This window comes from Thalassotalea castellviae (assembly GCF_031846185.1).
GTDB lineage: Bacteria > Pseudomonadota > Gammaproteobacteria > Enterobacterales > Alteromonadaceae > Thalassotalea_H > Thalassotalea_H castellviae.
This window is the reverse complement of sequence record NZ_JAVRIF010000001.1, coordinates 100,853-114,848: the sequence shown is the minus strand read 5'-3', so window position 1 is coordinate 114,848 and position 13,996 is coordinate 100,853. Positions and strand designations below refer to the sequence as shown.

The window sequence follows — 13,996 nt, the reverse complement described above, 5'->3', positions numbered from 1 at the left end:
ATTCACATATATTTAACAGAATTTTATCTTGTTTTATCAAAAATGATGCAGCAAAAATTGCTGCGACAGACTAATATAGAAATATGAGTAATTGGAAACCATCGATTGAGGATCAAGAACTCCTCGAAAAAGAAGTTGAAAAGCAATATCAAAAACCGCCAATGTATAATGTTGTTTTATTAAATGATGATTATACTCCGATGGATTTTGTCATAGATGTATTGCGAAAATTTTTTAGTATGAATGAAGAAAAAGCAACTGATGTAATGTTAGAAATTCATTACAAAGGTAAAGGCCGTTGTGGCACATTTACTGCAGAAGTAGCAGAGATGAAAGTAAATCAAGTGTGCAATTATGCCTTAGAAAATCAGCACCCTTTAAAGTGCACGATGGAGAAAGCGTAATGTTACTAGGTTTTAATGTGGAGTAGCCTATGTTAAATAAAGATTTAGAAATTTCCCTTAATCTGGCGTTCCGCCAAGCCAAAGAGTCCCGCCATGAGTTTATGACGGTTGAGCATCTATTATTGGCGTTATTAGATAACCCTTCTTCTATTGATGCATTACAAGCATGTGGTGCAGATATGAGTAAATTACGCAAAGAGTTGCTTGATTTTATTGGAGAAACAACGCCTGTTATCCCTGCTGGTGAAGAAGAACGAGAAACACAACCTACACTAGGGTTTCAACGAGTTCTGCAACGAGCGGTTTTTCATGTGCAATCTTCGGGTAAAAGCGAAGTCAATGGCTCTAACGTCTTGGTGGCCATTTTTAGCGAACAAGAATCACAGGCCGCTTATTTTCTTAAAAAATCAGATATCAGCCGATTAGATATTGTTAATTATATCTCTCATGGCATTGCTAAAGTTGAACTAAATGATGCTCAATCTGTAGAAGAAACAACACAGCAAACTGATGAAGAGCCTAGAACCATTGAAAATTTTGCGACAAATTTAAATGATGAAGCAAGAAGCGGCAATATTGATCCGCTTGTCGGTCGTGAAAGTGAACTTGAACGAACCCTGCAAGTCCTTGGCCGTCGACGTAAAAATAATCCTTTATACGTGGGGGAAGCGGGAGTTGGCAAAACAGCTATTGCAGAAGGCCTTGCGAATCTCATCATTTCAGAGAAAGTTCCGGAGTTTTTAAAAGATGCCACCATCTATTCGTTAGATATGGGGGCGTTACTAGCAGGGACAAAATATCGTGGTGATTTTGAAAAACGGTTTAAAGCATTGCTAAAAGAATTGGAAAAAGAAGGCAATGCTATTTTATTTGTCGATGAGATCCATACGATTATCGGCGCTGGTGCGGCTTCTGGTGGCATGATGGATGCGTCCAATTTAATTAAACCACTATTATCATCAGGTAAATTGAAATGCGTTGGCTCGACAACTTACCAAGAGTATCAAAGTATTTTTGAAAAAGATCGCGCTTTAGCTCGTCGTTTTCAGAAAATTGATGTTGTAGAACCCAGTGTTGCTGATACCACTAAAATATTACAAGGCTTAAAAGAAAAGTACGAATCACATCATGGGATTCGTTATACCAATAAGGCGTTACATGCTGCAGCTAAGTTATCTGCTAAATATATAAATGAACGATTTTTACCGGACAAAGCCATTGATGTCATAGATGAAGCAGGCGCTAAACAACAATTAGTTGCTGCATCAAAACGTAAAAAAGTTATTAATGATAATGATATAGAAACGATCGTTGCAAAAATAGCTCGTATTCCTGAAAAATCAGTGTCTTCTTCTGAAAAAGATAGCTTAAAAACCTTAGATAGAAATTTAAAATTAGTCGTTTTTGGTCAAGATCATGCCATTGATGAACTTAGCTCCGTGATCCGGTTATCGCGTGCTGGTTTAGGTAATGAAGAAAAACCTATCGGTTCGTTTTTATTTGCTGGCCCTACGGGGGTTGGTAAAACGGAAGTCACCCAACAATTAGCTAAAATATTAGGGGTTGAGTTACTGCGCTATGATATGTCTGAATATATGGAAAAACATGCAGTTAGCCGCTTAATAGGTGCTCCTCCTGGTTATGTGGGGTATGAACAAGGTGGTTTACTCACAGATGCCGTTTTAAAGCACCCTCATGCAGTTGTCTTATTAGATGAGATAGAAAAGGCTCATGAAGATGTATACAACATTTTGTTACAGGTGATGGACCATGGAACATTAACGGATAACAATGGCCGTAAAGCCGACTTTAGAAACATTACTTTAGTGCTAACGACCAACGCGGGGGTTCAAGAAACTACTCGTCAGTCAATCGGCTTTAAACAACAAGATCATAGTGTTGATGCCATGGATGAAATCAATAAAGTGTTTTCTCCAGAATTTAGAAACCGTTTAGACAATATTGTTTGGTTCAATCATTTATCGGATGATGTGATCCATCAAGTTGTGGATAAATTTATTGTTGAACTCCAAGCTCAATTAGATGAAAAAGGCGTTTCGTTAGAGTTAACGAAAGACGCTAAAAAATGGTTAGCAACGCATGGATACGATAAAGCGATGGGAGCACGGCCTATGTCGCGTTTGATCCAAGAGCATCTGAAAAAACCATTAGCCAATGAATTACTTTTTGGCGGTTTGACTCACGGTGGTATTGCGAAAATAGGAGTTAAGAAAGATAAGCTTGTATTAAGTTATGAGTCTAAAAAGGAACTTGTTGAACATTAAGTTTAACGCTCTTAATTCATTTTTATATCATTTTAAGCAAATAACATGATGAGGTTATTTGCTTTTTTATTTGTAATCATAAAATTTCAGGTATAAAAAAAGCTCTATAACTAGAGCTTTTTTAAAAAATTTATTGCTATTATCTTGCACGGAAAATAATGCGGCCTTTAGATAAATCGTAAGGTGTTAACTCAACTGTTACTTTATCGCCCGTTAAAATACGAATATAGTTTTTACGCATTTTTCCTGAGATATGAGCCGTTACAACGTGTCCATTTTCTAATTCAACACGAAACATAGTATTTGGTAAGGTATCTAAAACCGTACCTTGCATTTCAATATTTTCTTCTTTCGCCATTGGGCGTTAAACCTCTAAATTGTGCGTTAATAAAAAGCTGCGCAGATAATGCCCAAATCAGCGGCTAAAGTAAAGCTATAGTGTTATTTATTTATGGTTTTCCAGCTATTTTCTTTCAAAAGCTGGTGAGGATAATAACGATTTTTATAATTCATCTTTTGACAATCATCTATTTGATAACCCAGATAAAGATATTTTTTGTTTAATTTATCTGCCAAGAGTATTTGTTGAATGATCGAAAAAGCACCGATGCCATTTTTTCGATAGTCAGGGTGGTAAAAGGTATAAACAGCCGATAATGCATGACTTAAAATATCCGTCACAGCTACACTGATCAGTCGTTCATCATGCCATATTTCTAAAAATAATTGTTGGGTGAGTTTGCCACTTAAAAAACTTTGATATTGTGCATAGTTAGCGGGGTACATAGCACCATCTTTGTGAATTTCATTGATATAATTTTTATATAAAGGGTAATAATTTTCTTGTAATTCATCATTGACTTTAATGGTATAGGTACCGTTTTTCTTTAATAATCGCTTTTGACTCTTTGTTGGCACGTATTCATGCGCCAGCACCCTTAAGGATTGACAAGCCCTGCAGTTTATACAATGAGGACGATATATTTGATCACCACTTCGACGAAAGCCTTGCGACATTAACCAGCCATAATGCTCAGCGTCTTGTAGGCGTTCATCAACCGCAATTAACAATCGCTCTTGCTGATCCGGTAAATAACTACAGGGAAATGTTTGACTGATCCCTAATTGATAATTTTCATTCATGATTTAAGTATAGTTGACGTGGCTGCCAAAAATCATTGGGTAATCGATTTTTTAAGGCTTGTGCTTTATGTTGAAGAAAAGCATCACGTGATATTTCACAACAGCCCATCTCTGCTAAGAAAGGGTTTAACATTTGGCAATCGAGAAATTCAATATTTTGACTCTTAAGTAAATCAACTAAATAAACTAGTGCGGTTTTTGAAGTATTACTTTGTTTATAAAACATTGACTCACCCGAAAAGTAACCGTTTATGGCCACGCCGTACAACCCGCCGACTAATTGATTGCCTGACCATACTTCAATGGAATGGGCTAAGCCTTCTTGGTGCATGTTTATGTAAGCGTCTATCATCTCATCAACAATCCAAGTACCTTCTTTACGAAAAGGCGCATCAGCACATAGCTCAATAACTTTTTCAAAAGCGTGATTAAGCGTTACAGTAAATGTCTGTTTTTTAAGATGCTTTCTGAGGGTTTTATTTATTTTTAATTCGTTACAATAAATGACGCCACGAGGATCGGGGCTCCACCACATGATAACTTCACCTTCACTAAACCAAGGAAATATTCCTGATGAATAGGCTTTAGCTAATCGCTTAGGTGTTAAATCGCCGCCAAAGGCAAGTAATCCATTTGGCTCTTTAAGCGCGGAGTGAACAGGAGGGAAAATCAGACTATCCGATGACAATAATGGGATAGTCTGAGTCATACGTTATTAAGCGCCTTTTGCGTCTAGATAGCGTTCTGCGTCAAGCGCTGCCATACAACCAGCACCTGCAGAAGTGATCGCTTGACGATAGATATGATCGGCAACGTCACCAGCAGCATAAATACCTTCAACACTTGTTTGAGTCGCGTTACCTTGTGTACCACTATTGATGGTAATATAACCATCTTTCATCGCTAATTGATCTTTAAATATGTCTGTATTTGGCTTGTGACCAATGGCTATAAAACAACCTGCTACGTCGATATTTTCAGTCGCATCCGATTTTGTATCTTTAACTCGAATGCCTGTAACACCCATGTTGTCACCTAATACTTCATCTAAAGTGCGATCAGTATGCAAGATGATATTACCGTTTTTAACTTTTTCCATTAAACGGTCAGTCAATATTTTTTCTGAACGGAAAGTGTCGCGACGATGTACTAAATGTACTTCTGATGCAATATTCGATAAATAAAGCGCTTCTTCAACCGCAGTATTACCGCCACCAACAACCGCTACTTTTTGATTGCGGTAAAAGAATCCATCACATGTTGCACAAGCTGACACACCTTTACCCATGAAAGCTTCTTCAGATGGTAGACCTAAATATTGAGCGGATGCTCCGGTACATATAATCAAAGCATCACAAGTGTATTCGCTACTACCCGACAATTTGTAAGGCTTTGAGGAGAAATCTACGGATTCAATATGATCAAAAATAATTTCAGTATCAAACTTTTCAGCATGCTTTTGCATACGTTCCATTAACGCTGGACCTGTTAGATCGTCAGCATCTCCTGGCCAATTTTCAACTTCGGTGGTTGTTGTTAATTGACCCCCTTGTTGCATACCTGTGATCATTACAGGTTTTAAGTTTGCGCGGGCTGCATAAACAGCAGCAGTATAGCCAGCTGGGCCTGAGCCCAAAATGAGTAACGGGCAATGTCTTGCTTCGCTCATGAATTACTCCAGTAATATAAAATTTGAATAACTTAATGATTGGGATATTAAGGGAAGATCTCAAGTAGGTACACTAACTTTTCAAGATAAATATTCGATAAGGGGATTTAAATGCAATAATTTTTGTACGAGTTGTTAATCTTTCGTATAGTTGTTGAACAAATACGATACAACACTTTTGCTTTATAAATAAAAAACTCCTAGCGAATTCACGCAAGGAGCTTTTTACTTGTTCAAGTTTTAAACTTACTCGCGATGTTTATAAAGCAGCTAATGCTTCTTGTGGCGAAACATAGTTATAACCTAAATCATCAGCGACTGGTTTATAGGTAATCTTACCACCTAAAACGTTTAAACCAGCCATTAAGTGTTCGTCATCTAATAAGGCTTGCTTGGCGCCTTTATTAGCGAGTGTCACTGCAAAGGGTAATGTTGCATTAGTTAATGCCATGGTTGACGTACGTGCGACACCACCAGGCATATTTGCTACACAATAATGAACCACATCATCCACTACATAGGTTGGTTCTTGGTGAGTTGTCGCTTTAGACGTTGCAAAACAACCCCCCTGATCAATGGCTACATCAACAACAACAGCGCCTTTTTTCATTGACTTGATATGTTCTTTGGTCACTAGTTTTGGTGCTGCTGCACCTGGAATAAGTACTGCGCCTATGACTAAATCAGCATCAATAATTAATTGATCCATCGCATCAGCAGTTGAATAAACGGTTTTTAAACGACCATCAAATTCCGTATCTAATTGACGTAATCGAGGCAATGAGCGATCTAAAATAGTCACGTCAGCACCCATACCAACAGCCATACGAGCCGCTTGTGTACCAACAACGCCACCACCAACAACTAATACTTTGGCAGGAGCAACACCTGGTACACCACCAAGAAGGGCACCTAAACCGCCTTGTGCTTTTTCAAGGGCGTGAGCACCAGCTTGAATAGACATACGGCCAGCAACTTCTGACATTGGCGCTAATAACGGTAAACCACCAGCAGCAGAGGTAACAGTTTCATAAGCGATACAAGTAGCACCTGAAGCAACTAATAATTCTGTTTGTTGTGGATCTGGGGCTAAGTGTAAGTAAGTGAAGAGAACTTGACCTGGACGAAGCATTTTACATTCGTTAGGTTGTGGCTCTTTTACTTTTATGATCATTTCTGCCGTAGCAAAAATTTCTTCTGCAGAATCAATGATTTTAGCGCCGGCTGCGATATATTGTTCATTATCAAAACCGATTGACGCTCCACCATTATTTTCAACAATAACATCATGGCCATTGACGATTAGCTCTTTAACACCTGCTGGCGTTAAACCGATACGATACTCGTGATTTTTAATTTCTTTTGGTACACCAATAATCATACTTAACTCTCTTTTGTAATGCTGTTGTAATATTTGCGACTAGTATAGTGATAAATTTCTAGATTAACCTGTCGTAATTTTCAGTAAGTCAGCATATAATATCGTAAATACAAATATTATTGGTTTTTTATATAATGAGTTTATTGGCAGAAAAAAAATTAGACCGTATCGATAAAAATATTTTATTTGAGCTACAACAAAACGGCCGTTTATCAAATGTTGAATTATCTAAAAGAGTAGGCTTAAGTCCTACACCATGCTTAGAGCGTGTAAAACGTTTAGAAAATGACAACTATATCAAAGGCTATCAAGCGATATTAAACCCTGAAAAATTAGAGGCTGCTCTTTTAGTTATTGTAGAAATAACATTAACTAAAACCAGTCCCGATGTATTTGATGATTTTTCAAAAGCGGTGGATGATTTAGAAGTGATCCAAGAATGCCATTTGGTATCGGGTGATTTTGATTTTTTATTGAAAACGCGTGTTGCAGATATGACAGCGTATAGGCAATTACTTGGCGATACGTTATTACGATTACCTGCGGTAAGTGAAAGCCGTACTTATGTGGTCATGGAAGAAGTCAAATCGACTAATTTTTTACCGATCAAACGATAATGTTAATTAAAACGCCTTAGCTATTGATTAAAGCGTTTAACTTATTACAATATTTTGATACTTTACTGTATATAACAACAATAGAATTTTTGGCGCGTAATTTGTCTGTAGAATCTTCAAAATTAAATGGTGTACAACGGTTATTAGAAGCAGGGCTTTTAGTTTCTTGTGTTTTTGCTATGTACATTATGATGGCTTTATTTAGTTTTGATCCGGCCGATCCCGGTTGGTCACAAACTGGCTATCAAACTCCTATTCGTAATTTAGGTGGGGCAGTTGGCGCATATTTATCTGATTTGCTTCTTAATTTATTTGGCCTTATCGCTTATAGCTTACCTTTTGTGATTGCCTTAACTGGTTGGGTGTTATTTCAGAAATACCATCGATTAATTCAGCTCGATTATTTAACCTTAGGTTTGAAATTCATCGGCTTTATTATGTTTTATATCGGCGTTACGGCAATTGCCAGTATGAATTTTGATGATGTCTTTTACTTTTCAGCTGGCGGGATATTGGGTGATATTTTAAGTAACGGGCTTATCCCATATTTTTCATTTGTAGGTAGCACATTATTATTTTTGATGTTCATTGGCACCGGTTTTGTATTATTAACCGGCTTATCTTTATTGAAAATGATCGATTATATTGGTGCGCAAACTATTAAATTTGCCTTTGGTTTAGCTCAGTTACCCCGTTTGTTAAAAGATAAATTTGGCACTCAGTTCGATACTGAAGATCAAACTAAATTAAACAAATTAGCAAAAAAAGCCAAAGTTAAAGAGTTAGAAAACACCGAAAAACAAACGCTACAAGCGCATACATCCAATAGCTTACATGCATCTGATAATTATCCTGACGACGATGAAGCAAGTTATCAAGCCGACTTAAACACCATTACTACCGATCACAATACCGAAGCCTTTGCTGAAAGCAAAGATGATATCCCTTTCAAGCTTGACGATGAAATTGAACACTTTGTTGATATTGATGATTTAATGGGAGAGCCATTAGCCATCAATGTACAAGAACATGTCAGTGAAGATGAGATAAATGCGGCATTTGAAGCAGAAGAGCCGATAGTAGTTGATGAACCAGCGGCTAAAGTTAACAAACACAAAAGTGACATATCTCAAGGTTTACCTTCCTTAGAGTTATTAGACCGTCCAAATCGCTCCGATAACCCCATAGATCCTGTTGAACTTGAACAAATAAGCCGATTAGTCGAAGAAAAACTTTTAGAGTTTGGCGTGAAAGCTGAAGTCGTCGGCGTTTTTCCTGGTCCTGTTATTACTCGTTTTGAGTTAGATTTAGCTCCTGGTATTAAAGCCAGTAAAGTTAGTGGTTTATCACAAGATATTGCTCGTTCTTTATCAGCTAAAAGTGTTCGAGTAGTCGAAGTAATCGAAGGTAAATCAGTTATAGGTATTGAATTACCGAATAAGTTTAGAGAAACGGTATTTTTTGCTGATGTTATTTCAGATAAAAAGTTTTCTGATTCTTCCTCCAACCTTGCTATGGCAATAGGTAGCGATATTTCAGGAAAACCGGTTGTAGCCGATTTAGCTAAAATGCCACATTTACTTGTTGCTGGTACTACGGGCTCTGGTAAGTCTGTTGCGGTTAATACCATGATTGTTAGTATTCTATATAAATCATCGCCTGAAGAAGTGCGAATGATCATGATTGATCCGAAACAAGTAGAGCTATCTGTATATAACGGTATTCCGCATTTACTTTCTGAAGTAGTCACTGACATGAAAGAGGCAGCGAATGCACTTCGTTGGTGTGTTGGTGAAATGGAACGTCGTTATAAACTAATGTCAGCTTTGGGTGTCAGAAATTTAAAAGGCTTTAATGAGAAAGTCGTTAAAGCTCATGAAGCCGGGGAGCCATTAATCGATCCGTTATGGCAACCCAGTGATGCCTTTAGCCAAACACCACCGTTATTAGAGAAACTTCCTGCTATCGTCATTTTAGTGGATGAATTCGCTGATATGATGATGGTTGCTGGTAAAAAGGTGGAAGAGCTAATCGCTCGAATTGCTCAAAAAGCTCGAGCCGCTGGTATGCATTTGATCTTAGCAACACAACGTCCATCCGCAGATGTTATTACTGGCTTGATAAAAGCAAATATTCCTACGCGTATGGCCTTACGGGTACAATCAAGAATGGAGTCTCGTATTATCCTTGATCAACAAGGCGCAGAACAATTACTTGGCATGGGGGATATGTTTTATCTGCCTCCTGGTGAAGCAGTATCTGTGCGCGTTCATGGTGCTTTTGTTAATGATGATGAAGTACATGCGGTGGTTAATGACTGGAAGTCACGCGGTGAACCTGCTTATGTTGAAGATATCTTAACCGGTGATACAGAGAATGAAATTCTCTTACCGGGAGAACAAGCAGAAGCCGATGAAAATGCCGAACTAGATACGCTTTATGATGAAGCAGTAGAATTTGTGACCACGAGTCGACGCGTATCTATTTCCAGTGTACAACGCAAATTTCGGATTGGTTATAACCGTGCAGCACGAATTGTTGAAGATATGGAATCGCAAGGGGTGGTTAGCACTCCAGGCCATAATGGTGCTCGAGAAGTGTTAGCGCCACCTCCTGTAAGAGACTAAATTCATGAAATTAACGTTAAAACAATTATTATCGGCTCATTTGCTTTGTAGCGCATTGTTATTTATGCCAGCAAAAATCTTTGCTGAGCAATCCACTGATGTATTCGCTAGCTCAGAGTCGCAACAAGTTTCTATGGCAAAGCAAGCATTGATGGAACGTTTATCTGGCTTTGACCATTTCTCAGCGACCTTTTCTCAGCAAGTGATCGATGAAGAACAAAATATTTTACAAGAAGGCCATGGCAAACTTTCAGTTAAAAAACCCAATTTAGTTTTTTGGCAAACGGAACAACCTGAAGAATCAGTGATTGTTTCAGATGGTGAAACCTTGTGGTTTTACGACCCTTTTATAGAGCAAGCAACAGCATATCGAGTTGACGACTCAGTGGCTAACACTCCCATTTTATTATTAACGTCTACGGATAAAGTATTGTGGCAACAATATAGCGTGACTCAAACCAATCATGATGATTTTTTAATTCATGCCAATGACATCAATAGTCGTGTTAAAACACTTGAACTGAACTTTGTTTCCAATAGCGCCATACTGAAAAGTTTAAGTATAATTGACTCAACCGGCCAATTAAGTGTTATTAAACTGGCTGATGTCGCGATTAATCAGACTATTGAGCCTAATTTATTTAAATTTATCTTACCAGATGGCGTATATCTCGATGACCAGCGCTAACGGCGAATTATCTTTAACTTTCGATGACAATCTTGATTTTCAACCGCTTGCAGCAAAGTTAAGACCTAAAACCCTAAACGATTACGTAGGGCAGCAACATATATTAGCTGCGGGGATGCCTTTACAAAAAGCGATCGAACAAGGAAAGTGTCATTCGGTAATTTTTTGGGGACCGCCAGGAACCGGCAAAACAACCCTAGCAGAAATTATTGCCAGCCATGCTGACGCTGAAATAGCCCGAATTTCTGCTGTCACATCAGGGATAAAAGATATTCGAGAAGCGATCAGCAACGCAAAAGATAGGGCAATACATCAACAAAAACGAACCGTTCTTTTTGTTGATGAAGTTCATCGTTTTAATAAAAGTCAGCAAGATGCTTTTTTACCTCATATTGAAGACGGTACGATAATCTTTATTGGTGCCACTACCGAAAATCCAGCGTTTGAACTTAACCAAGCGATTCTGTCAAGAACTCGAGTCTATACACTTAAAAAATTAACGGAACTTGATTTAGCCGATGTCTTAGAAAATGGCTTAAATTACTTAACTCGCACACAGCAATTGCACATCAAGTTTAAAGATAATGCTCGTCATCAGTTGATTAAATTAGCTGATGGTGATGCGAGAAGGCTACTGAATTTATTAGAGAATTGTTTAGATTTAGTTGATGCTATTAATGATGAAATTATTATTGCAAGTGAACAAATAAAGCAAGTGGCGGGCAATAAAATAGCGTTATATGATAAAGGTGGTGATGCCTTTTACGATATGATCAGCGCTTTTCATAAATCGGTTAGGGGCTCAGATCCTGATGCTGCACTTTATTGGTATGCTCGAATATTAAACGGCGGTGGTGACGCGCTTTATGTGGCAAGACGTTTATTAGCCATAGCCAGTGAAGATATTGGTAATGCTGATCCTAGAGCAATGCAATTAGCGATTAATGCTTGGGATACTTTCCAACGTGTAGGACCAAGTGAAGGTGAGCGTGCAATCGCTCAAGCAGCGGTATATATGGCGTTAGCTCCTAAGAGTAATGCAGTTTATCAAGCATTTAAGCAATCTATGGCGTTAGCAAAAGAAACGGCAAACCTTGATGTTCCTTTACATTTAAAGAATGCGACCAGTGCTATCACTCAAGACTTAGGGCATGGCTGTGAATATCGTTATGCGCACAACGAGGCCAATGCTTATGCTGCCGGAGAAAATTATTTTCCTGAACCTATTGCCCATACGTGTTTCTATCAACCAAGTGACCGTGGCTTGGAGAAACAATTAAAAGAAAAATTAGCTTTCTTAAAACAATTAGATCAACAATCACAAGATAAACGTTATGACTAATTCGGTAAGTAATTTCACTTTATATGCTTTTGTTGCTCTTGGTGGAGCAGGTGGGGCGAGTTTGCGGTTTTATATTTCGCAATTAATATTAAATTGGCTCGGAAAAGGATTCCCTTTTGCGACGCTGGCGGTTAATATTTCCGGCTCATTAATAATGGGAACGTTATACGGACTCATTGAACAAGGTGTTATTGAAGTTAGCATCTACCGAACATTAATAGGTATTGGTTTTTTAGGGGCATTTACCACCTTTTCAACCTTCTCCCTTGATACATTATTATTAATGCAACAAGGTGAACTATTTAAAGCCATGATAAATGTGCTACTCAATGTAAGCTTATGTATATTTGCAGCGGGTATAGGCATTTATTTAGTTACTTTTTTTAATAAATAAACTTACATTCAGACGTGACCAATAATGCTAGATCCAAAATTATTTAGAACAGACATTGAAACTACTGCAGCACAACTGGCTAAACGTGGTTATACCTTAGACACTGCTTTATTAACGCAATTAGAAGAGCAACGTAAAGCGATTCAAGTAAAAACACAAGAATTGCAAAGTCAACGAAATACCCGCTCTAAATCTATCGGACAAGCAAAAGCACGTGGTGAAGATATTCAACCGTTACTCGCAGAAGTAAATCAATTAGGGGCAGATCTTGAAGCCGCTAAAGAAGAAGAGAAAGCGGTATTGGCGCAAATATCTACCATTGTATCAGCCGTCCCCAATTTAATTCATGACTCTGTTCCTCATGGTGAAAGTGAAGATGACAATGTTGAAGTGCGACGTTGGGGAACGCCAAAAACTTTTGATTTTGAAGTAAAAGATCATGTTGATCTTGCTGTCGCTTTAGATAAAGGGTTAGATTTTGAAAGTGGGGCTAAATTAGCCGGAACGCGATTTGCGGTGATGCGAGGCAATATTGCAAAATTACACCGTGCACTTGCTCAGTTTATGATTGATGTACATAGTGAAGAAAACGGCTATCAAGAAATGTACGTACCCTATCTTGTCAATCACGATTCATTGTATGGAACGGGACAATTACCGAAATTTGGTGAAGATTTATTTCACACAGATTTAGCCAATCGTCAATTTTCACTGATCCCTACGGCAGAAGTCCCTTTAACTAACTTAGTCAGAGATGAAATTGTTGAAGAATCAGCATTACCGATAAAAATGTGCGCTCATACACCATGCTTTCGCAGTGAAGCAGGCTCGTCAGGGCGTGATATTCGCGGGCTCATTCGTCAACATCAATTTGACAAAGTTGAGATGGTGCAAATTGTTAAACCTGAAGATTCGTTTACCGCGTTAGATGAATTAACCGGTCATGCTGAAAAAATTCTTGAAAAACTCGAATTACCATATCGTACAGTTGTGTTATGTACCGGTGATATTGGCTTTAGCGCCACCAAAACCTTTGATATTGAAGTGTGGTTGCCGGCACAAAATACTTATCGTGAAATTTCTTCTTGTTCAAATATGGGGGATTTTCAAGCACGTCGTATGCAAGCTCGTTTTAGAAATTCACAAACCAATAAACCTGAATTAGTCCATACCTTAAATGGCTCTGGTTTAGCCGTGGGAAGAACTTTAGTTGCGGTTTTAGAAAATTACCAACAAGCAGATGGTAGTATTAATATTCCAACGGTTTTACAACCTTATATGAAAGGTTTAACTAAGATTAGTTAATTGCGTTTATGTTTCATTAACGACGATGATTTCGTTTTATAACAATCCGGCTTTTGGTCGGATTTTTTTTGCTAAATGAATAATCAATGGTATCTAATAAGCTCATTTTTATGTTTATTCGTAAAGTTAAAAAAATTGTCG

Annotated in this window: 13 protein-coding genes; 8 read left to right on the top strand and 5 right to left on the bottom strand. The window is 38.0% G+C overall.

The features are described 5' to 3' along the window. Window positions 1–83 precede the first annotated feature (83 nt). Window positions 84–404 (top strand): ATP-dependent Clp protease adapter ClpS, encoded by a 321-nt coding sequence (gene clpS, locus RM573_RS00480; RefSeq protein WP_311575640.1) that lies wholly within the window; start codon window positions 84–86, stop codon window positions 402–404. 29 nt (window positions 405–433) lie between these two features. After that, complete coding sequence (gene clpA / locus RM573_RS00475) at window positions 434–2,689, top strand: ATP-dependent Clp protease ATP-binding subunit ClpA (RefSeq protein ID WP_311575637.1); 2,256 nt, start codon at window positions 434–436, stop codon at window positions 2,687–2,689. Between the two features lie 139 nt (window positions 2,690–2,828). Here the strand turns inward: clpA and infA are convergent, their stop codons facing one another. From infA to ald, 5 genes are all read right to left on the bottom strand, one after another. Continuing rightward, window positions 2,829–3,047: a translation initiation factor IF-1 gene (gene infA, locus RM573_RS00470; RefSeq protein WP_011043571.1), complete on the bottom strand. Its 219-nt coding sequence runs from the start codon at window positions 3,045–3,047 to the stop codon at window positions 2,829–2,831. Between the two features lie 83 nt (window positions 3,048–3,130). Continuing rightward, window positions 3,131–3,832, bottom strand: a complete 702-nt coding sequence (locus RM573_RS00465; RefSeq protein WP_311575610.1) for an arginyltransferase — start codon at window positions 3,830–3,832, stop codon at window positions 3,131–3,133. Then, window positions 3,825–4,541 (bottom strand): leucyl/phenylalanyl-tRNA--protein transferase, encoded by a 717-nt coding sequence (gene aat / locus RM573_RS00460; protein WP_311575607.1) that lies wholly within the window; start codon window positions 4,539–4,541, stop codon window positions 3,825–3,827. The genes RM573_RS00465 and aat overlap by 8 nt, the downstream gene beginning before the upstream one ends. Before the next feature lie 6 nt (window positions 4,542–4,547). Continuing rightward, entirely contained in the window at window positions 4,548–5,501 is a 954-nt protein-coding gene (gene trxB / locus RM573_RS00455) for a thioredoxin-disulfide reductase (RefSeq protein WP_311575604.1), read from the bottom strand. Window positions 5,502–5,760: 259 nt separating this feature from the next. Continuing rightward, window positions 5,761–6,882 (bottom strand): alanine dehydrogenase, encoded by a 1,122-nt coding sequence (gene ald, locus RM573_RS00450; RefSeq protein WP_311575601.1) that lies wholly within the window; start codon window positions 6,880–6,882, stop codon window positions 5,761–5,763. Between the two features lie 134 nt (window positions 6,883–7,016). Between ald and lrp the strand changes: the two genes are divergently transcribed. The 6 genes from lrp to serS all read left to right on the top strand — a co-directional run bounded on the left by lrp (window position 7,017) and on the right by serS (window position 13,855). Beyond that, window positions 7,017–7,499 carry a leucine-responsive transcriptional regulator Lrp gene (lrp, locus tag RM573_RS00445; RefSeq protein WP_311575598.1) on the top strand — a complete coding sequence of 161 codons (483 nt, stop codon included), beginning with the start codon at window positions 7,017–7,019 and terminating at the stop codon, window positions 7,497–7,499. A gap of 101 nt (window positions 7,500–7,600) precedes the next feature. Beyond that, window positions 7,601–10,126: a DNA translocase FtsK gene (locus RM573_RS00440; protein WP_311575595.1), complete on the top strand. Its 2,526-nt coding sequence runs from the start codon at window positions 7,601–7,603 to the stop codon at window positions 10,124–10,126. Between the two features lie 4 nt (window positions 10,127–10,130). Next, window positions 10,131–10,814 carry an outer membrane lipoprotein periplasmic chaperone LolA gene (gene lolA, locus RM573_RS00435; RefSeq protein WP_311575592.1) on the top strand — a complete coding sequence of 228 codons (684 nt, stop codon included), beginning with the start codon at window positions 10,131–10,133 and terminating at the stop codon, window positions 10,812–10,814. After that, a complete protein-coding gene (locus tag RM573_RS00430) occupies window positions 10,801–12,156 on the top strand; it encodes a replication-associated recombination protein A (RefSeq protein WP_311575589.1) in 1,356 nt (451 codons plus the stop codon). The genes lolA and RM573_RS00430 overlap by 14 nt, the downstream gene beginning before the upstream one ends. Then, complete coding sequence (crcB, locus tag RM573_RS00425) at window positions 12,149–12,550, top strand: fluoride efflux transporter CrcB (protein WP_311575586.1); 402 nt, start codon at window positions 12,149–12,151, stop codon at window positions 12,548–12,550. The genes RM573_RS00430 and crcB overlap by 8 nt, the downstream gene beginning before the upstream one ends. A gap of 24 nt (window positions 12,551–12,574) precedes the next feature. Next, a complete protein-coding gene (gene serS, locus RM573_RS00420; protein WP_311575582.1) occupies window positions 12,575–13,855 on the top strand; it encodes a serine--tRNA ligase in 1,281 nt (426 codons plus the stop codon). Window positions 13,856–13,996 lie beyond the last annotated feature (141 nt).